We start from the raw sequence: 23,882 nt of genomic DNA on the forward strand, positions 1-23,882 counted from the left end.
ATTGCTCACTCCTTACTTACGTAGTCTTGGATCTAGTGCATCACGTATTCCGTCGCCGATTACATTAAATGCAAAGATTGTTAAACAGATAAACATTGCTGGGAAGAATACACGCCATGGATAATAGCTCATCGCTGCAATTCCGTCATTGGCCATTGTTCCCCAGCTTGCCAATGGAGGTGTTAAACCTAATCCTAAGTAGCTCAAGAATGCTTCTGTAAAGATAGCATTTGGAATAGTCAATGTTAATGTTACAAGAATAGGTCCCATAGCATTCGGAATTAAGTGTTTACCCATAATTCTTGATAGACCCGCACCTAATGTTCTTGAAGCTAAAATATACTCTTGATTTTTCAATGAAAGTACTTGTCCACGAGTGATACGAGCCATGTTAATCCAGCCTGTGATACTCATTGCAAGGATCATTGTTCCTAATCCTTGACCAAGTACAACCATCAGAAGGATAACTAGTAGCAAGTATGGAATTCCGTAAAGTACGTCCGCAATCCTCATCATTACTTCATCCACACGGCCGCCTTTATAACCTGAGATGCCTCCCCAGATTACACCGATTACCAAGTCAATGATAGCAGCTGCAATCCCGATGAATAGAGAGATTTTCGCCCCATACCAAATACGTGCGAACATATCACGACCAAGGTCATCTGTACCAAAGTAATGCTCAGCACTTGGAGGCTGATTAGCTTTCATTAAATCATTTTGACGATAGTCATACTGTGTTAGGAATGGACCAACAAAGGCCATAAAAATTAATATAATTAACAGTACAAGTCCGAACATAGCAAGCTTGTTCTTTTTGAAACGCATAAACACGTCCTTCCAGAATGACAGACTCGGTCTGGAAATTGTTTCTGCTTCAGCACTGCTGTTTCCGACAACTTTGAATTTATCTTTTGAGATTTGTTGCATGCTTATTCTCCTTTCTTCCCGCCGGTTAATTTAATGCGAGGATCGATTAGTCCATATAATATGTCGACAAGAAGAACAGATACTAATAGGATAATACTATAGAAAACTGTTACACCCATAATTACAGTGTAATCACGGTTACTGATACTCTTGACGAAATGGGAGCCAAGTCCTGGAATACCGAAAATTTTCTCGATAACAAAGCTTCCTGTTACAATCCCTGCAGAAAGTGGTCCCATGTAGGATACAACTGGAAGAATAGCATTGCGGATAGCATGTTTAACTGTAATCGTAAATTGGCTTAAGCCTTTCGCTTTTGCTGTCTTAATATAATCATTGCTCAACACTTCAAGCATGGATGATCTTGTAAGTCTGGCAATAAACGCTGTTGGACCTGCTGCCAATGCGATGGCAGGCAACACGCTTTGTGAGAATGTTCCCCATCTAGCAACTGGGAACCAGCCTAATTTCATCGCGAAAATGTATTGTAAAAATGCGGCCATAATAAAGGAAGGAACGGATATTCCGAAAACTGCCACAATCATTGCTGTATAGTCCTGCCATTTGTTATGCTTCAGTGCAGCAATTATACCCAGTAATACACCGACTGCCAATGCGATAAAGATTGCTTCCAAGCCCAAAACTAATGAAACGGGGAAACCTTCATTTATTAAGTCATTGACTGTTTGGCTCTTATATTTGAATGATGGGCCGAAATCCCATTGTACAATGCGTAGTAAATACTCCCCATATTGAGCATACCATGGGTCGTTTAATCCATAATGTTCATTTAAATTAGCTTCAATTGCTGGCGGCAGTTGTTTTTCTGATGTGAAAGGATTACCTGGTGCCAACCTCATGAAGAAAAACGTTGCTGTTACGATTAGCAGTAAAGAAAGTAACATAAACAGCAAACGTCTTGTCAAGTACTTTATCATGATTTAAACCTCCAATATTTTCTAATCACCTCTAATTAGAAAGGAAGGTATATGAAGCAAAAGCTTCATATACCTTTTTACTTACAGCTTATTGTATTATTCGAAATAAGCCCATTTCAATTGAGCATCTCCAAGACCAGAAACAACTACATCTTTCAGGTTGTCTTTTTGAACCCAAACGTTTGTATAGAAGTAAATCGGTGCGATTGGAAGCTCATCCATTAGAATTGCTTCAGCATCTTTAAGCATTTGTTGACGTTTAGCTGTATCAGTCTCTTTTTGAGAGTCATTCAACAATTGTTTAAATTCTGCATTTTCCCAATTTGTATCGTTGTTACCGCCATCTTTATCGCGGTAAAGCTCTAGGAAGTTGATCGCATCATTGAAGTCACCTAACCAGCCCATACGTCCGATTTGGTAATCGCCAGAATGAAGTTTATCAATGTAAACAGCCCACTCTTCGTTTCCTAATGTTACGTCAATTCCAAGGTTTTTCTTCCACATATCTTGAATTGCTTGTGCAATTTTAGCATGTGCTTCATCTGTGTTGTAAGATAAAGTGATTGTTGGAAGTTCAGATATATCTTTGTAGCCTAACTCTTCAAGACCTTTTTGTAGTTCTGCTTTTGCAGTTTCTACATCATTGTCTTTGAAGTAGCCTTTTTCATTTTCAGAGAACATTGTTGGAGGAACAGCTGCCATTGCTGGAATTTGTCCACCTTGTGTAATTTGGTCAACAATTGATTGACGATCAATTGCATATGTTAGAGCCTTACGGATATGCTCGTTGTTCAATGGTTTAACTTCTGTATTAAACTTGTACCAGTAAGTACCAGCAGTTGCTTGAGTTTTCAATTCGCCGCTGTCTTTAAGTGCTTTAATAGCATCTGTTGAAACTGTATCGAATGGAAGACCATTCCAGTCTAACTCGTCATTTTCGTACATGCTGCGAGCAGTTCCAGCATCATCGATCATAGAGTATTCAACTGTAGCAAGTTTAACAGAGTCAGCATCCCAATAAGTATCGTTTTTCTCTAATTTAATGGATTCGCTGTGGTTCCATTCAGTCATTTTGAATGGTCCGTTTGATACATAATCGTCACCAGAATCTTTATACCAATCTGGATTTTCTTGAGCAATTGTGCTGTTTACAGGGAAGTAAGTGTAAAAAGCAGTTAGTTGAGTGAAGTATGGAGTTGGGTTAACTAGAGTAACTTCAAGAGTTTTTTCATCAACAGCTTTAACTCCTACATCATCAAGCTTGCCTTCGCCAGTGTTAGCAGCTTCCGCACCTTTTACATAGTAAAGTTGGTACGCATATTGTGATTGGTTATTTGGGTCAAGAGCCCATTTCCAAGCATACACAAAATCTTCTGCAGTTACAGGGTCACCGTTTGACCAGTTAGCATCATCACGGATTTTAAAAGTGTAAGTCAATTGATCTTCAGAAACTTTAATGTCTTCAGCCATCGCGTTTTCAGGCTCACCGTCTTTATCAATACGAGTTAACCCTTCGAATGTTTGAAGCAATACGTTACTTGATGTAGAATCATTCGCCAAACCTGGGTTTAGGGAGAATGGTTCTGATCTGATGTTAAGACGTAAATCTTGTGAAACCTCATCTTTGCTGCCGCTGTCGCCGTTGCCACAAGCTGCAAGGAATGCACTAAGTGCAAGTACTAATGAAAGAAGTACAAGCATTCTCTTTTTCATTGTTTTACCCCCTTATATATTTTGTCCACAAGTGGAGTTTCCAAAAATTATCTTTCCCATAAAAAACGTATGAATACACAAACTCATATTTCCTAAATAGTCTGTCAATTCAAGTCTACTTATTCGCTATTTAGAAATAGTAAACCTTCCTTTATGTAAACTTCTTCATTATTAAACAATTAGACTAGTATAATAATGAATAGGACTTATGATTTAGTATATCCAATTGTTTCAAATAGTCTGAAATATCACTTTTAATTTCCACTCGTAAAATCAATTATATATATCGACCTATTAGAATGCAAGAATTTTGTAGAATTTTGTAGAATTAAGAATAATCTAAATAAATTAAATTTATAGATTTTTCTGTAAACCATATTCTAATATACTATATAACTAAAAAATAAAAAAACCTCGATATTTTCCTGAAAAAGTTATCCTATCCTTTTCCCCTCATCAACTGAATATTCTTTCAACTTTTATTTTCTCCCCTCCCTTCCCTTGCTTTTTCCCGTCACATAGTATAATTTATATGTATATAGTTAAATAAATGCTTTGATAAAGAGTAGTACTTATATGATGGTTTAAAAGAGAGTTTGTGTCTGGTGAAAACAAACAGCCGATTATAAGGAATGGACTTTTGAGCACTGAAATAGAACCGCAATTCGTTTTATGGCATATTACATTTCAGCGACTTCCTTTCGTTAACAAGGATAAAGTGGCTTTTTTAAGCAATTAGGGTGGCACCGCGGACCATTCGTCCCTATGTTTCATATAGGGACGTGTGGTCTTTTTGTCGTTCTTTTTTCTTTTTCGGTTTCTAAAAGACTTATCTATTCCTATTTCTTATATAGTACTAACTAAAAAATGGAGGAAAAACAAATGAAAACAATCTTTTCCGGCATTCAGCCGAGCGGAACAATCACTTTAGGAAATTATATTGGCGCACTGAACCAATTTGTAGAACTGCAGGATGATTATAACTGCTATTTCTGTATCGTTGATCAGCATGCTATTACAGTTCCGCAAGACCGTCTTGTTTTAAGAAACAACATCCGCAGCCTTGCAGCTTTATATATTGCAGTCGGCATCAATCCTGAGAAGGCTACATTATTTATTCAATCAGAGGTTCCCGCACATGCTCAAGGTGCTTGGATGATGCAATGTATTTCTTATATCGGCGAATTAGAGCGTATGACACAATTTAAAGATAAATCCGCTGGTAAAGACGGAGTATCTGCAGCACTTCTCACATACCCGCCATTAATGGCAACAGATATTTTACTGTATGGCACAGACCTAGTGCCAGTTGGTGAAGATCAAAAGCAGCACTTGGAGCTGACTCGAGATCTTGCAGAAAGATTTAATAAGAAGTATAACGACATTTTGACAATTCCAGAGGTGCGCATTCCAAAAGTTGGCGCAAGGATTATGTCCCTGCAAGAGCCAACAAAAAAAATGAGCAAATCTGATCCTAACAAAAAAGCAACAATCACCTTATTGGATGAACCAAATGTAATTATCAAAAAGATTAAGAGTGCTGTCACTGATTCAGAAGGTATCGTTAAATTCGATACAGAAAATAAACCAGGAGTATCCAACCTATTATCGATATACTCCATCCTATCCGGCAAATCAATTGCCACACTAGAAGAAATGTACGAAGGTAAAGGCTATGGCGACTTCAAGTCAGATCTTGCCGAAGTAGTTGTCGAAGCAATCCGACCAATTCAAGAAAAATACAACGAGCTGATGAACTCACCTGAGCTTGATGAAATATTAGACTTAGGAGCAGAAAAAGCAAATAAAGTAGCAAGCAAAATGCTTAAGAAAATGGAAAATGCAATGGGCTTAGGCCGTAAGCGCAGATAAATCGAAGAGGCTGATAGTGTTACTATCAGCCTCTTTGCTTTTTCTGCGCTTACTATGTTGATTTCCCTGCCAGTGGTCACCCAGTATTACTCAGCATCTTTTCTCTTGTAGACACTTTTATCACGCAGACAAACAGATGTTTATATTTTTGTCCAATCCTTTACCTAAAACAAAAGACTCTCGATTTCTCCTTAAGAAGCTCCTAATCTTAAGATACTACCATAGTACTTAAAGCTCCATAGTGTCTCGACTGGTCTCTTTACTGCTGTAGAAGTCTTACTCTCCATTATCATAATCCCCCAGATACGGTAAACCTTTGTTTGTTGGTAACTATATCTCAGGAAAACAACCTAAACTGCTGTATTTACATTCCCCATAGCAAAGGCAGAAGTTAGCATCCTTTACACAGAAAGAAGCAATAAAAAAGACTGTAGATACTCCTCATACGAGAGATTATCTACAGCCTGTCTGCTAATCAAGCGAATCAGCAGCCTGATTTTGCTTTATTAATAGAAGGAAGTTTTTAATTAACCTTCGGACCGTGTTCTAATTCCCACAGCTTTTCAAAAAAGGGCTGCCCTTTGATGATGTTCTCACAAAACGTCTCATGCTTTAGTGACCATCCAAACTTGGTGCAATCGAACAGCTCGCTCCAAGCATCCTCAAATTCTAGGTTTTGAATGTCAAAATACTTCTCAGGACTCCATTCTGTATACCAGTACCTTACCTCTGCGACATTCTCAGATGAATGCAGCTGATCAAGGGCCATGAACAGTAATTGCTTTAACTGACGCTCTTTTCTTGTCAGCCCATACATCATTTGCGGCTCTGGCGACAATATATGAAATTCTTTATTCTCTTCATTTTCACCTTGGAAGTTGTAGTTTATAATCTCTTGATTTTCAAGCAATTCATATGCAAGCTGTTCTTGCCTTGGTATCATTCTACTTTTTCTGATTGGAATAGAATACCCTAAAGTATCAACAACCAATATTCCTGTTCCGTCTGATACAACAAAGCAATAATCTAGTTGAATTCTTTCATGGTTTTTACGAAGATAAGCTTTTTGATAAATTTCTTCAAGCAGCTGTCTCGGAAGCTCTGCCAAATCGTTTTCCATGTAACTAAACAATACCGAATCAATCTTAATAAGCGGTACTTGATCAAGCAGCTCCACTCCATCTTCTTTTCTCCATTCATGGAAGTGGCAAACATTATAACCGTTTTCTTCTCCTTCAAACCAATTAACCCAAACATCATGAAGATATTGCATATTTTATCCCTCGCTTCAACAACTGTTTGTCAATCAGTATGGGCATCGTGCAGTAAATTTATTCCTGTTTTGTCATTGTTCTTTCAAGTTTCTTTTCTAGAAAGCATGTAATCTTTACATTCGCCCATTAATAGTATGTTTATTATTATGATGTTTTTGTCTGATATATGTACAAACTCTCTATAGATTTATCATGCAAAAAAGCCTTTCTATGTGAGAAAGACTTTTTGCTTCTTTTCTTATAGCCTTTTCTGATTGTACTGTAAACCTGTTAATCATCATCGTTTTGATTTTGGGTTGAAGGCGTCTTTTAAACCTTCTCCGATGAAGTTAATGGATAGTATTGTCAGTGTAATCATAATTGCTGGCGGTAACCATATCCACGGTTTATTCTGCAGCACATCCGGTTCGTTTGCAGATGACAGCATATTCCCCCAGCTTGGCACCTCTTGCGGTACACCAAATCCCAAATAACTTAATCCAGACTCAACAACAATCATACTCGCAAAGAGAATAGATGCTTGCACGATAATAGTAGACATAACATTTGGCAGTAAATGTTTAATAATAACTTTACTTGGTTTACCTCCGATGGAAATGGCCGCAAGAATATATTCGTTTTCCTTCTCCGAGAGGATTTTACTGCGCACAATTCTCGCTACCCCTCCCCAGCTCAGCAGACTTATTACGATGATTAAAACCGATAATCCTGAAACAATACCTTGAAGAATGGCATTAAGTACAATTACAAACACTAAAAACGGAAACACCATGATAAAGTCAGTGAATCTCATCAACATGCTATCAATCTTGCCACCATAATATCCTGCCATAGATCCAACTAATGTACCTAAAAAAACAACCGTAACAGTACAGGATATTCCTACAAGTAAAGAAATTCTGCCTCCATATAATAAGCGGGTAAACACATCTCTTCCACTTTTATCTGTACCAAGCCAATGGTCACCAGAAGGCTTTAAAGACATTTGACCTATATTCACCTTCGTTATATCTATTGTAGTGATATAAGGAGCTAAAAAGGAAAGAATGGTCACAAGTATAAGGAATAACAAGCTTACCATCGCAATCTTATTCTTGATGAATTTACTTCTAGCTTGTGCCCATGGAGAAAGGCTTTTTACTTTTATGTCTACATTTAAGTTATTGTTATTTTTCGGAGTAATTACTTCCATTTTCCTTTCCTCCTAACTTACCCTTATCCTTGGATCTACAATGCCGTATAAAATATCAGCTATGAGGTTGCCCAGCAATGTTAAAAACGAAAAGAGCATTAACAATGTTAACAGTACTGGATAGTCTCTCGTACCAACAGATTGAATCATTAGTTGACCAATCCCCGGGTAAGTGAAAATTGTTTCGGTAATAACTGCACCGCCTATTAATGCAGCGATATCAAATCCTAAAAACGTTACTAGCGGTATCATAGAATTTCGTAATATATGAACATTATAAATTTTACTTTCATGCGTCCCTTTTGCTCGTGCTGTTCTGACAAAATCCTTTCTGCTGTTTTCGATAATGTCATTTCTAAGAAATTGTGTGTAGCTAGCTGTTGCTAATGCACCAAGCACAATCGCTGGTAAAAAAACATGATGAAGCCTGCTCATGTAATATTCAAATGATCCTTTTATCAATCCTATTCCTACAGAACCATTTGAAGGAAACCAATTTAATTTAAAAGCAAAAAGGTATATAGTAATGACTCCAGCTACAAACGAAGGAATTGCCAGTCCAATATAGTTTATACCTGCAATCAGGTTGTCCCGAATTGTATAAGGTTTTCTTCCAGAAATCATCCCGAAAGTAAAGGCAAGAATATACGTAATAATTAGAGCGGTGATTCCAAGGAAGATTGTATTTGGCAGCCGTTCCGTAATGAGATCTGATACATCTATTTTATATCGGGTTGATGTACCAAAATCGCCTTTCATAAAATCTGTCACCCAGCGAAAATATTGCACATATTCAGGATCATTGTAGCCAAGCTTTTCTCTCATTTCAGCTATATATTGAGGATCTGTATTATTAGGATCAATCTCTCCACTGAGGGAATCCCCTGGCATTAATTTCGCCAGGGAGAATACCACAACAGAAGTAAGGAGCAACATTGGTATCATGCCTAATATTCTTCGCAATGTATATTTCAACATGTAACTCTCTTCTCCTTATTTTAAAATCTATTAGTCTGTTTTATTGCTGAATCCACCATTCGTTTGGTCTGTTTTTTCCTGAAACATCAAATGTCACACCTTGAACACGTTTATTAAGAGCCATCACTTCATCAAGTTCAGCTACAGGAAGTGCAGGCAATTCCTCCATAAATTGTTTCTGCCATTCTACATACAGCTCTTTACGTTTTTCTTGATCAGTACCGACAATGCTAACATCTAAAGCGTCATCCAATAATTTATCGCTCTTCTCACTTACCCATCTTGAGTAATTCCATAGAGCATCAGATCTCCACAAGCCAGATGGATCTGGATCTGTCCCAGTAGACCAGCCGCCAAAGAAGACTTCAATGGACTTATCAGCTTTTTCAATTTGATCATAATAAAGATTAACATCTGTCATGCTAAGTTCAGTTTTTAAACCGACCTCTTCCCAATATTGAACAATCGCTTGTGCACGAGTTTCGAATGTCGGGTTATTTGTTGCGTAATGCGAGAATTTAACTGTAAAAGGATCTCCATTTGGATCTTCTCTGAAACCATCGCCATCTATATCTTTATATCCAGCTTCATCAAGCAAGGACTTTGCCTTTTCTGGATCATACTTAAATTGTTCTAATTCACTGTTGTCAGCTGAAATCCAGTGATTAGATGGTACTGGTGTATTAACAGTCTTACCTACACCATAAAAGAAGGCTTCATTCCATTCATCTCTATTCATTGCATAATACATAGCTTGACGCAGTTTTAGATCCTGATATTTAGGTTCATTCATAACGTTTTTGCTTCCATCCCAAGTTCCTAATCTAAAGCCAATATAGTAATAAGACAAACCAGGATATTGTTCGATTTTCACGTTATCCAATGCCTCGATATCTGCCTTAATGCTAGGATGGAATGCAGTCATATCTAATGTATTATTTTGCAATTCACCAATTGTTAAAGAAGGATCGATTACTTTAAGAACCACTCCATCTAAGTGAGGCTTGCCATTGAAATAGTCATCAAATCTTTCAAATTCGACCGATTCGCCTGGAACAATATTTTTAACTTTGAATGGCCCTAATCCAACAGGTTTTGTTCTTACTTGCTCTGAACTCGCCATGTCTTTAACAGCAATTCCTTCAAATTCCTTTGCAGGCATTGCATATGTCCATACGTTTTCCAAGTTGTTAACTCTTGCTTTGTCAAATGTAATTTCAATGTTGTAATCATCAATTATTTTAATTCCTGAAATGCTGTCGGCAGAGCCGTCATGATATGCAGGAGCTCCCTCAATTGTTTGGACATTTGTGTATCGTGGTCCATCATAGTCTTTGTCTGCAAGTGTTTCTAACGCAAAAACCCAGTCATTAACAGTAAGCTCTTCCCCGTTATGCCATTTAACGCCTTCTTTAAAGGTAAATGTATACACCTTGTTATCCTCTGTTTTCCAAGATGCAATATTTGGCTGTGGCTTAAGGTTTTCATCATAATCTATTAAGCTTTCATCAAAAAACTCCATTACTTCAGCATCTGTTGCATTAGCGTAAAATGACCAGTTAAACAAACCCTCTGGAGCAGAATCAAGTGAATAAACAAGAGTTCCACCATCCTGTGGTTCGCCTGTTGCATTCCCTTCATTTGTAGAGGTCTTTTCTCCATCACCACTGCAAGCTGCCAGAAAAGCAGACAAAATTAACATGAAAGCAGTTAAGACAATCCAATTCTTTTTCATTTTTGTTCCTCCCCCTTAAAAACTCTTTTTTTAATATAGATGGCAAGCTACTTTATGTAATGGTTTCACCTCCTTTAAAACAGGCTTTATCTCTTTACATTCTGCCTTGGCAAAAGGACATCTTGGATGAAACGTGCAGCCTGATGGTGGGTTAATCGGACTTGGTACATCGCCTTCTAAAATAATTCGCCTTTTCTTTTTTCTAGGATCCGGTTCTGGTATTGCTGAAATTAAGGCTTGAGTATATGGATGCAGTGGCGCTTCGTACATCCCCTCTTTATTTGCTATTTCAACCAAATTCCCCAAGTACATAACGCCAATTTGGTCACTCATATGCTTAACGACACTTAAATCATGGGCGATGAATAAAAAGGTTAAATCAAACTCCGCCTGCAATTGTTTTAAGAGATTTAACACCTGTGACTGTACAGATACATCGAGGGCAGAAACCGGTTCATCTGCTATAATCAGCTTTGGCTTCAGCGCAAGTGCTCTCGCAATACCAATCCTTTGCCTTTGTCCTCCTGAAAATTCATGTGCATACTTATAATAAGCATCCGTTGGTAATCCTACCTTTGTTAGCAGGTCCATTACTTCTGTTTGTAATTCGGTCTTCGATTTATTTTTATAATAGTTTCTTAAAGGCTCGGCAATTATATCACCTACCATCTGCATAGGGTTAAGAGAAGCATATGGATCCTGAAAGACCATTTGCACATCCTTACGAATCTCTCGCAATGATTTTCCCTTTAATTCAGTTATATCCTTATTATCAAAAAGAATATTGCCCTCATAAGGGTTTAAGAAGCGTAATATCGTTCTCCCTGTCGTCGATTTACCGCAACCCGATTCACCAACTAACCCAAATGTTTCCCCTTTTTTGATTGCAAACGAGACTCCGTCAACTGCTTTAACATGTGCTACTGTTTTACCAAAGAAGCCTGCTTTAACAGGAAAGTAGGTTTTTAACCCGTTCACTTGCAAAATTGTTTCCTGATCTTGATCTCTTTTTACTTCGTTCGTAACTGCTGAATTTTTGGTCATCACACATCCACTCCTTCCCTCGGCTTGCCTTGGTCATAAAGCAGGCAGGATACTTCATGTCCATCTTTGAGGCTTGCCAGGATTGGTGTTATGTATTTGCATTCTGGCATTGCCATTGGGCAGCGCTCGGCAAATCGACAGCCAGCTTCTGGCATATTTTTCAGGGATGGGACGATGCCGCTGATAGAGCTAAGCAGCTCGACTTCCTCGTCCATTTTTGGAATAGCTTCCATTAGCAGCTTTGTATAGGGATGCTTTGGGTCATAAAACAATGTATCGACATCTGTCTTTTCGACGATTTTGCCCGCATACATAACAATGACTTCATCGCACATTTCAGCCACAACCCCTAAATCATGGGTAATAAGGATAACTGACATGTTGTTTTCTTCTTGGATTTCTTTCATAAGCTCAAGGATTTGGGCTTGGACTGTTACATCAAGTGCGGTTGTTGGTTCGTCAGCAATCAAGAGTTTGGGCTGGCAGGCGATTGCAATTGCTATCATTACCCTTTGACGCATACCGCCTGAAAGCTGATGTGGATATTCATCGACAAGTTTTTCTGGTCTTGATATCCCGACGCTTTTTAATAGTTCAATGCTTTTTTGTCTTGCCTGTTTTTTTGTTATTTTGTGGTGGTTCAGCAAAACCTCCATCAATTGAAAGCCAATGGTGAAAACAGGGTTTAACGAGGTCATTGGTTCTTGAAATATCATGGAGATGTCATTTCCTCTAATATTATTAATCTCTTTATCTTCCATTGTTTCCAGGTGAACTCCATCAAAGAGAATTTCGCCTGAGCGAATGTTCCCAGCACCTTTTGGGAGGAGCTTCATTATGGAAAGGCTAAGCACGGATTTCCCGCAGCCGGATTCTCCAACAATGCCAACAATTTGACGCGGCTTTACTTGGAAGGAAACATTATCGACTGCATTGTACAGTTTCCCATCAATAGAAAAGGAAGTTTCTAGGTTCTTTACCTCTAGCAAGTTGTTAATGCTTGTCGCAGAAGAAGTATTACCGTTCATTTTGCACCTCTTACATATTGAGACTTTTTTGACATTTTATTCGTTTTGTTAAAAAACTATTACAAATTTATTAGTTTTAATATTTTCTCTTGGAATTTTTTTCTGAACTTATTTACAAATAAAAAAAGAAACCCTTTACTGACAAGGTTTCTTCCATTTTTTTAATGTATTCACACTAAAAACTTTTCACTTTCCAAATTAAAATATGCTTTTTCAGAAAAGCTTTTTTGTTTTTTAAATTTTGTAATCAGGTAAAATCCATAACAATATCCTAGCATGTCTGGATATTTTCCCAAGCCAAATAACAAGGCATCGTGCACATAATTGCTTTTATTAACGTCGAGGTTATCTTTCAAATATTTGCTCCAGTACTCTTCCAGCTCTTCTTCTTTATATTTATGACACCAGTCAGCATTGTATTTCTCTCCACAGTGCATTTTTACGGAATGCTCTGCAAGCCCTTCGATAATAATGGAGTCTAACAGACTATAATCGTCAATAGCCTTCTTTTGATAATGTATTCGGCATACATGATGATATTCATGAATGAACAATGCTTCCAATTCTTTTTCGTCCTCGATATCTCCAATAAAAAGAAACAGCATATCAGTAAATGACAAGCCTGATTTGTTATCATTACCCCTGTTAGACTGATTAAAAGGAAAAATATAAATCGGGATATCAGGACCATTCCATAGCTTTTTGTATTTCTTAAAAAATTTATCACACTTTGCCCATACATCCTCTTTCACAAGAGAAGTATAAACTTCCTTCGTTTTCCGTGATGGCTTATACATACCAAAATTGGCTAAATGCTGATAAACCTTTCTTGGAGGCTCACCCTCAAAGGTTCCCTTCAGCTCTTCACAAATTGAGACTGGTTTATTAAATTTCTCATCTAGCCATTCCCTCGTGTTGACTATCCCAATTAAAATCCCCCTTTTCCCTTCACCAGAAACAGAATATATGGTTAGTTTATGTTATTCTAATTTTTTGTGTGTTAATACAAATGACTTGGAAATGTACTCAAAAAAAAACTCTGCACAGCTTATGCAGAGTTTTTTTGTTACATAATTTTCTTTCGTTTATCAACAATCATCTTAAAGCCGCAGCCGCAAATGATGGAATGCTTCAGCCTTTGCAGCGGCTGTTTACAGACAGGGCAATCCTGCTGCACTTTTTGTTTATTTTTGTTCACAATTGCTGCATGTTCCGTAGAACTGGAGGTTATGGGAACTAATGTTGAATTTTGAGATGGATTGGGCAAATACTTCAACCTCCTTTAGTGCTGGATACCAAACATCTACCATTTCACCGCATTCACTGCAGACGATATGATAGTGATCTTCCTTTTTCCATTCATACTTGCTTAAAGATTCACCAAACTGAATTTCTTTCACTAACCCTAATTCACAAAATAAATTGATATTATTATAAACTGTTGTGATACTTACAGATGGCATGGACTCATTCAGCAGTTGGTATAACTCCTCAACTGTCCAATGCTTGTTTCCTTTTGACAGAATATTTATTAGTTCGTGCCTTTGAGGTGTTAAGCGGATATTTTTCTCTTTTAATGACTGCACTGCATTTTCAATACTTAACATATAATCCTCCTTTGCTAAACGAAGCGATGGTAAAGTGAAAATCCGTCTAACCTAATGAGAAAAGACTGGATTTTTAAGGAAACGCTTTCTTTGTTTAAAAATGAAGCATTTCCTACTATTTATTTGCTCACAAAAACTTCAATACTCTATATTTAATTATATACATTTTTTAATTATAGTCAATTTTAATTTATAATAATTATCAATAAGAAAAAGACCAACCGGTTAAGTGGTTGGTCTTTTTTCATGTTCACTTTTTGCTTACTGGTATTTCTTGAAGATTATTGTTGCATTATGTCCACCGAAGCCTAATGAATTACTCATTGCTACGTTTACTTCTTGTTTTCTATGCTGATTAACCACATAGTCCAAATCACAATCTGGATCTGGTGTTTCGTAATTGATTGTTGGAGGAATGACACTGTCTTTAATTGACAGGACACTGAAAATCGCTTCTACTCCGCCTGCAGCTCCCAGTAGATGTCCTGTCATTGATTTTGTTGAGCTGACAGGTAATTTATATGCATGGTCACCGAAAACTTCTTTAATTGCCATTGTTTCGAATTTGTCATTATAAGCCGTGCTTGTTCCATGAGCATTAAGATAAGAAACATCCTCAGGATTTAAGCCTGCATCATTAATTGCCATTTTCATCGCACGTGCGCCGCCTTCTCCGCCTGGTGCTGGTGAAGTGATATGGTATGCGTCTCCTGTTGAGCCGTATCCGACGATTTCTGCGTAGATTTTTGCTCCTCTTGCAAGTGCATGCTCTAGTTCTTCCAATACGACAATACCTGCACCCTCACCAATAACAAAGCCGTCACGATTTGCATCAAACGGTCTGCTTGCTGTTTTTGGATCTGGATTTGTTGAAAGTGCTGTATTTGCACAGAACCCTGCAACAGACATTTTCGTTATTGGCGCTTCAGCACCTCCAGAAATCATCGCATCAGCATCACCGCGCTGAATAACTTTAAATGCATCTCCGATAGAGTTTGTACCAGTAGCACAAGCTGTTACCGTACAAGAGTTTACCCCTCTTGCACCAAGAGTGATGGAAACTTGTCCTGTTGCCATATCGGGAATAAGCATTGGCACGAAGAACGGACTCACGCGCTTATAGCCTCTCTTTTGAAAGATTTCATATTGGTTTTCGAATGTTTCCATTCCGCCGATTCCAGAACCAATCCAAACACCAATTCGTGCAGAGTTTTCATCCGTTATTTGCAGGTCTGCATCTTTAACAGCCATTAACGAAGCTGCCAGAGCATATTGCGTAAAGCGGTCCATCTTTCTTGCGTCTTTTTTATCCATGAATTCTTCTGGATTGAAATCAGTAATTTCAGCTGCTACTTTGGCAGGATATTCATCTGCATTAATTCTAGTAAGCGGCCCAACACCAGAAACTCCATTCACGATATTTTCCCATGTTTTTTCAGCATCATTACCAACCGGTGTTACTGCACCAATACCTGTAACGACTACTCTTCTATTACTCATGTTTACAATCTCCTTTGTTTGTACGTTCTTTTATAGGATGTAAATTATTCTTTTTAATGGATTATTTACCCCAGCGAAGTGCGATTGCGCCCCATGTCAAACCGCCGCCAAAGCCTACTAGTACGATAACATCATCATCTTTGATTTTACCTGCTTCATACTCTTCCACAAGTGAGATTGGAATGGACGCAGCACTTGTATTTCCGTATTTATGGACTGTTTTCGACATTTTTTCTTCTGGAAGATTCAAACGCTGTCTGGATGCCTCCATTATTCTAATATTCGCTTGATGCGGAATCAGGAAGTCAACATCCTCTTTTGATAGACCAGCTTTAACTAATACGTTCTCACTGCTTTCACCCATTTGACGAACAGCAAATTTGAAAACCTCTCTGCCATTCATTTGGATAAAGTCATCATTATCCTGGAAAAGATGCTTGCCGCCAGAACCATCAGCGCCTAGTTCAAATGAAAGGATACCTCGCCCTTCTGACACTTGTCCTAAAACGACAGCTCCTCCACCATCTCCAAAAAGCACTGCTGTATTGCGGTCTTCCCAGTTAGTTATCTTAGAAAGCTTTTCCACTCCAACAACAAGAGCATATTTATATGCACCATTGTCAATGAACTGTTTAGCTGTAACCATGCCGTACATAAATCCGGCACATGCAGCACTTAGATCCATTGCTGCAGCTTTCACGCAGCCAAGACGTTCTTGCAGCATACATGCTACTGTTGGAAACGGCTGATCTGGTGTTACTGTCGCCACCAAAATCAAGTCTATATCCTCTGGGCTGATGTTTGCATTCTCTATCGCCTTTTTTGCTGCTTCATATGCTATATCAGAAGTATTTGTATTATCATCTGCAATTCTTCTCTCTTCAATGCCTGTACGTGTACGAATCCATTCATCATTCGTATCAACCATTTTCTCTAAATCAAAATTTGTCAATATTTTTTCAGGCAGTGCACGACCAAGGCCAATAATTCCTGTACTCAAAGCTGTCAGCTCCTTTAATATGTTCCGATTATACTTTATTTGCTTGCCAAATGAAAAATGAAAGGCATTTTTATCTGCAATTACATCTTATATATTATTATCAATTATTATGACTTGGTACTAATTTTAACAAATTTCTCCTATAGTATGCAACTTTTTTTCACTTTATAAGCGCCTGTCTAAACAACTTTTCTTTATCAAACATAAGATAATTACAAAGCAGCTATAGATATGCATTAAAGGGGGGAGAACGGAAATGGAAGATGAATTCCAAAGTGAATTAGAAGAAAATGATGCAAATGAAAATACCGAGGAAGATTACTATTTTGATTTTATGCTCGGAAAAAAGGTATACAGGGAAAAACGGCCAGAGAGATTAGAGCAACGACAAGAAAGGAACAGAGGAGATTCCTGGATATTAGGAAACCGCAGCAGACATAATAACGAGGAAGCTCAGGACAAAAAAGAGACAAGTGATGGAGTAATGCAATATCTGGACCAAATAGATATGGACTTGGTTTTCAGCAATATTGATCTCTTTATGAGTTCCGCTAATGAATTGAAACCGCTAATAAATAAAGTAAAGCCCATGCTCAAGAAGTGGCTGGATTAATATTATTCAAAAAGCAAGCATCTGCTGAAAAAAGCTTGCATCTCCTTCAAGAAGATTATGTGCAAGCTTTTTGTCATTGCTTATTAGGGAGCTTTCCTGTCTGTTTATATTGCTCGATTTCTTGATTTATTTTCTCTACAAATGCCGTATCTATGCTAGGGCTGAATTTTCCTAATGTGATAACACTTTCCTTCATTCCGTAAGAGATATTGCCAGATTGCAGTTTCCCTTCAATGAACTCACCGGCAAGAATGTCAAACATTTCTGAAACATCCTGAACTGTGCTTGTCAAAACAGTCATTTTGCCAAGATCGGACTGATCTGAAACATATCCAATTGCATAGAGTCCTTTTGCCTTCACTTGCTCAATAATATCAACATTAAACTCATCGCCCGCAGGATAAATAATATCAGCTTTATTTGCTATTGCCGTATTTAGCAGCTTGAGTGCCTTCTCGCGATTATCCCACCCTTGGACAAAATCCGCAATAACCTTAACATTTTCGTTTTCATACATAGCGCCATCCTTGAATCCTTGTACTTCAGGCTGTGTATCAAAGGCCGCAATAACCGAAATTGTATTAGTCTTAGTCATATGGCCTGCAACCATTCCACCAAAAAAGCCCATTGTATAACCATCGAAGGAGGCACTTGTCGTGTTTTCATTGTTAGCACTGCTATTAAAACTGATGAAATGAATATCAGGATACTTTTTGGACAATGTATCAAAAAACGCCGCATACTCACTGCCATGTCCAAAAATTAGATTTACTCCCTTATGTTTAAATTCTTCAATCGCCCTTTCTGTTTGCGCGAGAGAGTCGACGTATTCTTTATAATATACATCAACATTATACTTGGATTGGATGTTTAATAGACCTTTATACCCTTTTGTGCCCCAAACTTGGTCGGTAACAGTACCACTCACAAGCAAACCGACACTTTTCAATTGCCCCTTTTTGTCTGCTTGTCCGCAGGAGGCAAGAATGCTCAGCACAATGAGAAAGGAGAGCATTAACTTCAATTTATTCATTTGAAAGCCTTTCTTCGTTCATTTTTATACGAAACTATCATACTACTACTTATACATCTTAATATGTCTTCTTTGCATTTCCAAGTTTTCTGCGTTACTGTTTGTACTGGCAACACTGTAAGTGTGTAGCTTTGGAGGAATCGTATAGCTCGGAATGTCGACTGTTAACTCCCTAATCTCTTTTTGGCACTGCTGCCATTGATTCTGTAAGCCGCTTCTTAAAAAAGTGTATTTTCCGCTTTTCTTTACCAGCAGCTCTTTTACAGAAAGTACAGCATCTGCTATAAAAATCGCATCTTCCCTATACTCCTGTTCGCTTATAATTATCTCTTCATTGCCTTCTAGGAGCTGAGCAAATAAAAATTCGTCTGGCTGCCATGGGCCAAATAAAGTCGGAAAGTAAATCGCTCTGTATGGCAAGCCTTGCTGTTCCAATAGCGAGTATAAGTTTTTTTCATGCTCTTCAAATTCTAAGATGTTCCCTAAAAAAATCAGTTCTTGGTTATGCCTTATTAGCTCCTGCACGTTATATTGCAATACATCACTTTTAATACGTTCCACGATTTGTTTGCTTTTTGATAAATCATAGCAATCGTAGATAATTTTCCCACTTTCAAATGCAGTTTTGTTTTCCCAGCTTATCTCTTGGTAATTTGCATTCCTTCCTATCTCCAGCCTTTTATCTTCTATATCCTTGATTTCCACGTTCGGATAAGATACTCCATAAACTGCTTCTCCTTCTTCTAATAGGGAATGGCAAAGATGAAACCCTATAAATTGGTATGTCCCGACAATTACTGCATTTTCCATTTAGAGGCCTCCTCGATGTTCAATATTGTATCTTATGCAGTTATGTACCTGTTCATGATAAACACCAAAGCTTCTGTAAATGGAAAAAGGAGGCTAAAGCATTATTTCGCTTTTAGCCTCCTCTAATGGAATAGCAAAACAATTTAGAGGTTTTTTTCGTATTGTTTGAAAAAGCGGTTGATTTGTCTTGGGATAGCGCTCCTTTTCTCTGGGAGAACATAAGATACGAAGATTGGCAGTTGTTCTTGATCCCATTTTCTAGTTCTTTCCTTTAAAAGCTGGGATTGATAATAAGACTTGCCATTATGGAGAATATGGATGATTTTGGATGGAGTTCCCGCTTCCTCGAGCTGATGCTCTTTCATTTCCTTTAAGAATTCCGGTATGAACTTAGCGTTTTTGTCGTAGGCGGATGCTATTTCATTGCAAAGCTTTTTAAAGAAAAATTTATGTTCCTTTTCTTCCTCAAGATGCTCGTTTAAGGATAGGATTGGATTAAATAACACAACAGAACGAATCTTCTCTTTCATTTCCATCATCAGTTTAATTGCAACCAATGCTCCCATTCCTTCTGCAATCAAGTGAATCTTCGGATTGAGTATTTCTGAGCGAATCATATGCTCATACAGGCGTTTTGCCAGCATAATAGATCTTTCACTTCCCCAGTTCTTGCCGTAAAGATTAGAGGAAAAAACCGTATATCCTTCATTTCGTAACGAGTCAATAATTGATTTTTTGCCTTCATTTTGAACCCAAAAACTATTATTAGCATCAACAAAATGTCTGTCATCACCAATGATTAAGATACCGAAACCGTTAGGCTGCTGTGTTGGATAATGTATCATATTCCATTCGGTATCCAGTTGGAAGTTCCGGTTCTCCATATCTAAAAAACTCCTTTTTAGTTATTTCTCTTACTAATGTATGACCAATCTGACAAAATGTAAGGGAGTTTGCCCAATTTTTAATGTTTTAACTGATGCAGTTATAAGAATTCGCTTTCTTTTTATCCTGGAAGTAAAAAAAGGAGTGGATATATGATTTATTATTTTGGTTCTGTATGATACTATAAGAACAGATTGAATTATTAGTGTGAGGTGATTGTATGCGGTATATTATTACAATTTTTTGGACATTCCTTTTAGCGCAAATGCTTACATACGTTATTAGTTCTATGAACGGAACAACTTACAGCTTCTCAACAGGAGTTGTGTTAGCAGCTGTATTTTCTATCGTTATTTTCCTTTTGGCAGCTGTATTGCCAAACGACGCGAGTCATGAGGAAGGCTCTCACTAATTGTCAGTGAGTATGATGGGGTGAAAGCTTTATGCTTTCACCCTTTTTATTTGCTTATTTCTTCGTGATGAAAATTCCATTTTCATCTGCATCTATCTCCACATGATCATTTGCTGTGATCTTTTCTGCAATAAGCTCTCTTGCCAGCACTGTTTCGACTGTCCTTTGCAGGAACCGTCTGAGCGGTCTTGCTCCAAATACAGGGTCGAAGCCGTTAACCGCAATATATTCTTTAGCACGGTCTGTCATGCTTATATCAATTTGCTGGTCAGAAAGTCTGCTTTGCAATTGGCTGATAAGCTTAAGAACAATTTCTTTTATTTCTGTTAACGAAAGTGGCTTAAACAAGATAATTTCATCAATTCGATTCAGGAACTCAGGACGAAAATGTCCTTTCAGCTGGTCCATAACACCAGCTTTTATTGCTTCTGGAATAGAGTCTGCTTCCTTGCTTTCAAGAAGCAGGTGTGAGCCGATATTAGACGTCATAATAATAACCGTATTTTTGAAGTCAACCATCCTGCCTTGTGAGTCTGTAATTCTCCCATCATCAAGCACTTGCAGAAGAATATTGAACACTTCCGGGTGGGCTTTCTCCACTTCATCCAGCAAGACAACACTGTATGGTTTTCTTCTGATCGCCTCTGTCAATTGTCCGCCTTCTTCGTAACCAACGTACCCTGGAGGCGCTCCAATTAAACGAGATACTGCATGTTTTTCCATATATTCGGACATGTCAATGCGAATAATTTGCTCCTCACTGTCAAATAAACTAGATGCTAATGCTTTTGCAAGCTCTGTTTTGCCGACACCTGTTGGCCCTAAAAATAAAAAGGAACCAATTGGCCTATTTGGGTCTTTTATTCCAGCTCTTGCTCTTAATACCGCATCACTGACAAGCTGAACAGCTTCTGTTTGACCAACTACTCGTTCGTGCAAAATACTTTCAAGACGAAGCAGCTTCTCTCTTTCCTTTTCTAAAAGCTTCGTAACTGGGATTCCTGTCCATCGTGCTACAATCGCAGAAATTTCCTCTTCTGTCACTTCTTCTCTCAGCAATCTTTCACTTTTCTTAGTAGCTGCTTGCTCTTCAAGCTGCAGCAATTCCTTTTCCAAGTGAGGAATACTGCCGTGTCTTAGTTCAGCAGCTTTATTCAAATCATAATTATTTTCAGCATCCTCGAGTTCCCTGCGTTTTCTTTCAAGCTCTTCTTTTTTAGCTTGAACCTTATTAAGTCCCTCTTTCTCTAGCTGCCATTTAGCATGGAGTGCATTTGCTTTTTCCCGTAAATCAGCGAGTTCCTTGCTTATTACAAGCAGTCTTTCTTTACTAAGCGGGTCCTCTTCCCCTTTTAATGCGGCTTCTTCAATCTCAAGCTGCATAATTCTACGGGTCAGTTCATCAATTTCTATTGGCATAGAGTCAATTTCAGTCCTTATCATTGCACAAGCCTCATCAATCAAATCAATAGCTTTGTCAGGCAAAAACCTGTCTGTAATATAGCGATCAGATAAAGTTGCAGCAGCAATGATTGCCCTGTCTTGTATAGAGACACCATGGTGGATTTCAAATCTTTCCTTAAGCCCTCTAATTATGGAAACAGTATCCTCAACAGTCGGCTCCGAAACTAAAACCTGCTGGAATCTTCGCTCTAATGCCGGGTCCTTTTCAATGTATTGTCTGTGCTCATCAAGAGTTGTCGCCCCAATACAATGAAGCTCTCCTCTTGCCAGCATCGGTTTCAGCATATTTCCTGCATCCATTGCACCATCTGTTTTCCCGGCACCGACAATCGTATGAAGCTCGTCAATAAACAGGATGATCCTGCCCTCGCTGTTTTTCACCTCTTGCAGTACTGCCTTAAGCCGTTCTTCAAACTCTCCTCTGAATTTAGCCCCTGCAATAAGGGCACCCATATCTAATGAGAAGATTATCTTATCCTTAAGGCCTTCTGGAACATCCTTCCTGACAATTCGCTGGGCAAGCCCTTCAACAATGGCTGTCTTCCCGACTCCCGGCTCTCCGATTAAAACAGGATTATTTTTTGTTTTCCTTGATAGGATTCTTATTACATGTCTTATTTCATTATCCCTGCCGATAACAGGGTCTAATTTTCCTTCCTTCACATCTGCTACAAGATCCCTGCCATATTTAGAAAGGACATCGTACGTTGCTTCTGGATTTTTGCTAGTCACTCTTTGGCTCCCCCTTATATCTTTTATTGATATTCTGAATCCCTGACTGTTTATGCCGATTTTATTGAACAGCTTACCCACTGTAGAATTAGGAACGGAAAATGCGGCAAGCAGGATATGCTCGACAGAAAGATAATCGTCATTCCACTGCTCTCTTTCCTTTTCTGCCTCTGTCAATAATTGCTGAAGTACGTTTGTTATATATATGGTGCTTTGTTGATTACCACTAATTGAGACTTTGGGCTTTTTGTTTATCTCTTCTACTAACTTTTGCTTAAATTCATCTGTATCCTTATTGATTTTTTCCAATACAGATGAGAGAAGATTGTCTGGGCGCTCAAGGATTGCTAAGAATAGATGAACATCATCTATTTCTTGATGGTTTTCTGTTTGAGCAAGTGCCTGAGCATCCGTAAAAGCCTGCTGGACTCTTTCTGTCATGATTTCTGGATTCATAAAAACCACCTCTTTTTGACCATTTTTGACCTTTATCTTTATTATAATATTTCTTACCCATATGTAAAGCCACCCGAATCATCGGATGGCATCTTTTTTCACATAAGCTTGGCTAAACCCTAAGCTTATGGCTTTCTTTGGTATGACCAAAGGCGGTTATGGTTAGATGTTTCTGGGAAATGATCTCCAGCTTTCAACTTAAGTTTCTGGGGATTATTAACATTACTTCCTGTTTCGCCGATTTCGATATATACACCATTATTCGGAGCTTTTTGCCCTGGTCGAAACTGTCTATTTTGTCCCATATAAACCCTCCTCAGCATTAAAGATAAAGATCCACAGCCTTGTTCTTTCCATGAACTGCACTATTTATTATTTCCTTTTTTTCAAAGCTAATAACGGAAATTATTGACTCATTTTTGGCTGATTAATTTTGTTTTTAAGGTGATACTAAATAAAAAAGAGGCTGGGACAAAACAAAAGATAACCTCTCTAAATACGAATAATAAAATTACACCTAAATTTGAAAAATGAAAGTTGGATCTAAATTAAATAAGCAGTTAAAATTAATTCATTTCATTGCGCTGCACCCACTCGCTTTCCGCGGGGAGGTTATGGAGCCTCCTCGTCTTCGCTCCATTCCACTAAGATTTCTAATTATTGTAT

The 23,882-nt window shown here is 38.1% G+C and carries 22 protein-coding genes and 1 other annotated feature; of the genes, 3 read left to right on the forward strand and 19 right to left on the reverse strand.

What is annotated here, in order from left to right; translation table 11 throughout:
- Nucleotides 1-12 precede the first annotated feature (12 nt).
- The 3 genes from CEQ21_RS09020 to CEQ21_RS09030 form a co-directional block, all read right to left on the reverse strand.
- Nucleotides 13-930, reverse strand: a complete 918-nt coding sequence (locus tag CEQ21_RS09020) for an ABC transporter permease (protein ID WP_185764329.1) — start codon at nt 928-930, stop codon at nt 13-15.
- 2 nt (nt 931-932) lie between these two features.
- Nucleotides 933-1,868, reverse strand: coding sequence for an ABC transporter permease (locus CEQ21_RS09025; RefSeq protein ID WP_127735893.1), 936 nt, complete (start codon nt 1,866-1,868; stop codon nt 933-935).
- A 96-nt stretch (nt 1,869-1,964) separates the two neighbouring features.
- Nucleotides 1,965-3,581 (reverse strand): peptide ABC transporter substrate-binding protein, encoded by a 1,617-nt coding sequence (locus CEQ21_RS09030; protein WP_185764330.1) that lies wholly within the window; start codon nt 3,579-3,581, stop codon nt 1,965-1,967.
- Nucleotides 3,582-4,127: 546 nt separating this feature from the next.
- Nucleotides 4,128-4,349, forward strand: a binding site (T-box leader).
- Nucleotides 4,350-4,463: 114 nt separating this feature from the next.
- Between CEQ21_RS09030 and trpS the strand changes: the two genes are divergently transcribed.
- Complete coding sequence (gene trpS, locus CEQ21_RS09035) at nt 4,464-5,453, forward strand: tryptophan--tRNA ligase (protein ID WP_185764331.1); 990 nt, start codon at nt 4,464-4,466, stop codon at nt 5,451-5,453.
- A 523-nt stretch (nt 5,454-5,976) separates the two neighbouring features.
- Here the strand turns inward: trpS and CEQ21_RS09040 are convergent.
- The 11 genes from CEQ21_RS09040 to CEQ21_RS09085 all read right to left on the reverse strand — a co-directional run bounded on the left by CEQ21_RS09040 (nt 5,977) and on the right by CEQ21_RS09085 (nt 16,811).
- Nucleotides 5,977-6,726, reverse strand: coding sequence for a YjbA family protein (locus CEQ21_RS09040; RefSeq protein ID WP_185764332.1), 750 nt, complete (start codon nt 6,724-6,726; stop codon nt 5,977-5,979).
- A gap of 278 nt (nt 6,727-7,004) precedes the next feature.
- Nucleotides 7,005-7,919, reverse strand: coding sequence for an oligopeptide ABC transporter permease (gene opp4C, locus CEQ21_RS09045; protein ID WP_185764333.1), 915 nt, complete (start codon nt 7,917-7,919; stop codon nt 7,005-7,007).
- A gap of 12 nt (nt 7,920-7,931) precedes the next feature.
- Entirely contained in the window at nt 7,932-8,897 is a 966-nt protein-coding gene (gene opp4B, locus CEQ21_RS09050) for an oligopeptide ABC transporter permease (protein ID WP_185764334.1), read from the reverse strand.
- Nucleotides 8,898-8,937: 40 nt separating this feature from the next.
- On the reverse strand, nt 8,938-10,632 hold the full coding sequence (gene opp4A, locus CEQ21_RS09055) for an oligopeptide ABC transporter substrate-binding protein (RefSeq protein ID WP_185764335.1): 1,695 nt from the start codon (nt 10,630-10,632) through the stop codon (nt 8,938-8,940).
- Nucleotides 10,633-10,662: 30 nt separating this feature from the next.
- The gene (locus tag CEQ21_RS09060) at nt 10,663-11,676 is read right to left on the reverse strand and encodes an ABC transporter ATP-binding protein (RefSeq protein WP_185764336.1); all 1,014 of its coding nucleotides are present in this window, start codon (nt 11,674-11,676) and stop codon (nt 10,663-10,665) included.
- Nucleotides 11,676-12,704 carry an ABC transporter ATP-binding protein gene (locus CEQ21_RS09065; protein WP_185764337.1) on the reverse strand — a complete coding sequence of 343 codons (1,029 nt, stop codon included), beginning with the start codon at nt 12,702-12,704 and terminating at the stop codon, nt 11,676-11,678. The genes CEQ21_RS09060 and CEQ21_RS09065 overlap by 1 nt, the downstream gene beginning before the upstream one ends.
- 170 nt (nt 12,705-12,874) lie before the next feature.
- Nucleotides 12,875-13,456: a DUF2268 domain-containing putative Zn-dependent protease gene (locus CEQ21_RS09070; RefSeq protein ID WP_185764338.1), complete on the reverse strand. Its 582-nt coding sequence runs from the start codon at nt 13,454-13,456 to the stop codon at nt 12,875-12,877.
- A 314-nt stretch (nt 13,457-13,770) separates the two neighbouring features.
- Nucleotides 13,771-13,902 carry a hypothetical protein gene (locus CEQ21_RS27255; RefSeq protein WP_268878985.1) on the reverse strand — a complete coding sequence of 44 codons (132 nt, stop codon included), beginning with the start codon at nt 13,900-13,902 and terminating at the stop codon, nt 13,771-13,773.
- On the reverse strand, nt 13,889-14,311 hold the full coding sequence (locus tag CEQ21_RS09075) for a Fur family transcriptional regulator (protein ID WP_185764339.1): 423 nt from the start codon (nt 14,309-14,311) through the stop codon (nt 13,889-13,891). The genes CEQ21_RS27255 and CEQ21_RS09075 overlap by 14 nt, the downstream gene beginning before the upstream one ends.
- Nucleotides 14,312-14,572: 261 nt before the next feature.
- On the reverse strand, nt 14,573-15,811 hold the full coding sequence (gene fabF / locus CEQ21_RS09080) for a beta-ketoacyl-ACP synthase II (protein WP_185764340.1): 1,239 nt from the start codon (nt 15,809-15,811) through the stop codon (nt 14,573-14,575).
- A 61-nt stretch (nt 15,812-15,872) separates the two neighbouring features.
- Nucleotides 15,873-16,811 carry a beta-ketoacyl-ACP synthase III gene (locus tag CEQ21_RS09085; protein WP_185764341.1) on the reverse strand — a complete coding sequence of 313 codons (939 nt, stop codon included), beginning with the start codon at nt 16,809-16,811 and terminating at the stop codon, nt 15,873-15,875.
- A gap of 256 nt (nt 16,812-17,067) precedes the next feature.
- Between CEQ21_RS09085 and CEQ21_RS09090 the strand changes: the two genes are divergently transcribed.
- The gene (locus CEQ21_RS09090) at nt 17,068-17,424 is read left to right on the forward strand and encodes a hypothetical protein (RefSeq protein WP_185764342.1); all 357 of its coding nucleotides are present in this window, start codon (nt 17,068-17,070) and stop codon (nt 17,422-17,424) included.
- Between the two features lie 73 nt (nt 17,425-17,497).
- Here the strand turns inward: CEQ21_RS09090 and CEQ21_RS09095 are convergent, their stop codons facing one another.
- From CEQ21_RS09095 to CEQ21_RS09105, 3 genes are all read right to left on the reverse strand, one after another.
- Nucleotides 17,498-18,457, reverse strand: a complete 960-nt coding sequence (locus CEQ21_RS09095; RefSeq protein ID WP_185764343.1) for a BMP family ABC transporter substrate-binding protein — start codon at nt 18,455-18,457, stop codon at nt 17,498-17,500.
- A gap of 45 nt (nt 18,458-18,502) precedes the next feature.
- Nucleotides 18,503-19,267, reverse strand: a complete 765-nt coding sequence (locus tag CEQ21_RS09100; protein ID WP_185764344.1) for a Rossmann-fold NAD(P)-binding domain-containing protein — start codon at nt 19,265-19,267, stop codon at nt 18,503-18,505.
- Nucleotides 19,268-19,410: 143 nt separating this feature from the next.
- Entirely contained in the window at nt 19,411-20,151 is a 741-nt protein-coding gene (locus CEQ21_RS09105) for a lipase family protein (protein ID WP_185764345.1), read from the reverse strand.
- A 221-nt stretch (nt 20,152-20,372) separates the two neighbouring features.
- Between CEQ21_RS09105 and CEQ21_RS09110 the strand changes: the two genes are divergently transcribed.
- A complete protein-coding gene (locus CEQ21_RS09110) occupies nt 20,373-20,564 on the forward strand; it encodes a YjzD family protein (RefSeq protein ID WP_185764346.1) in 192 nt (63 codons plus the stop codon).
- Between the two features lie 54 nt (nt 20,565-20,618).
- On the opposite strand, the gene clpB is transcribed toward CEQ21_RS09110, so the two are convergent.
- Nucleotides 20,619-23,216 (reverse strand): ATP-dependent chaperone ClpB, encoded by a 2,598-nt coding sequence (gene clpB, locus CEQ21_RS09115; protein WP_185764347.1) that lies wholly within the window; start codon nt 23,214-23,216, stop codon nt 20,619-20,621.
- A 125-nt stretch (nt 23,217-23,341) separates the two neighbouring features.
- A complete protein-coding gene (locus CEQ21_RS09120) occupies nt 23,342-23,521 on the reverse strand; it encodes a YjzC family protein (protein ID WP_185764348.1) in 180 nt (59 codons plus the stop codon).
- Nucleotides 23,522-23,882: the final 361 nt, after the last annotated feature.

Source organism: Niallia circulans (assembly GCF_007273535.1).
In the GTDB taxonomy this organism is placed as follows: domain Bacteria; phylum Bacillota; class Bacilli; order Bacillales; family Cytobacillaceae; genus Niallia; species Niallia circulans_B.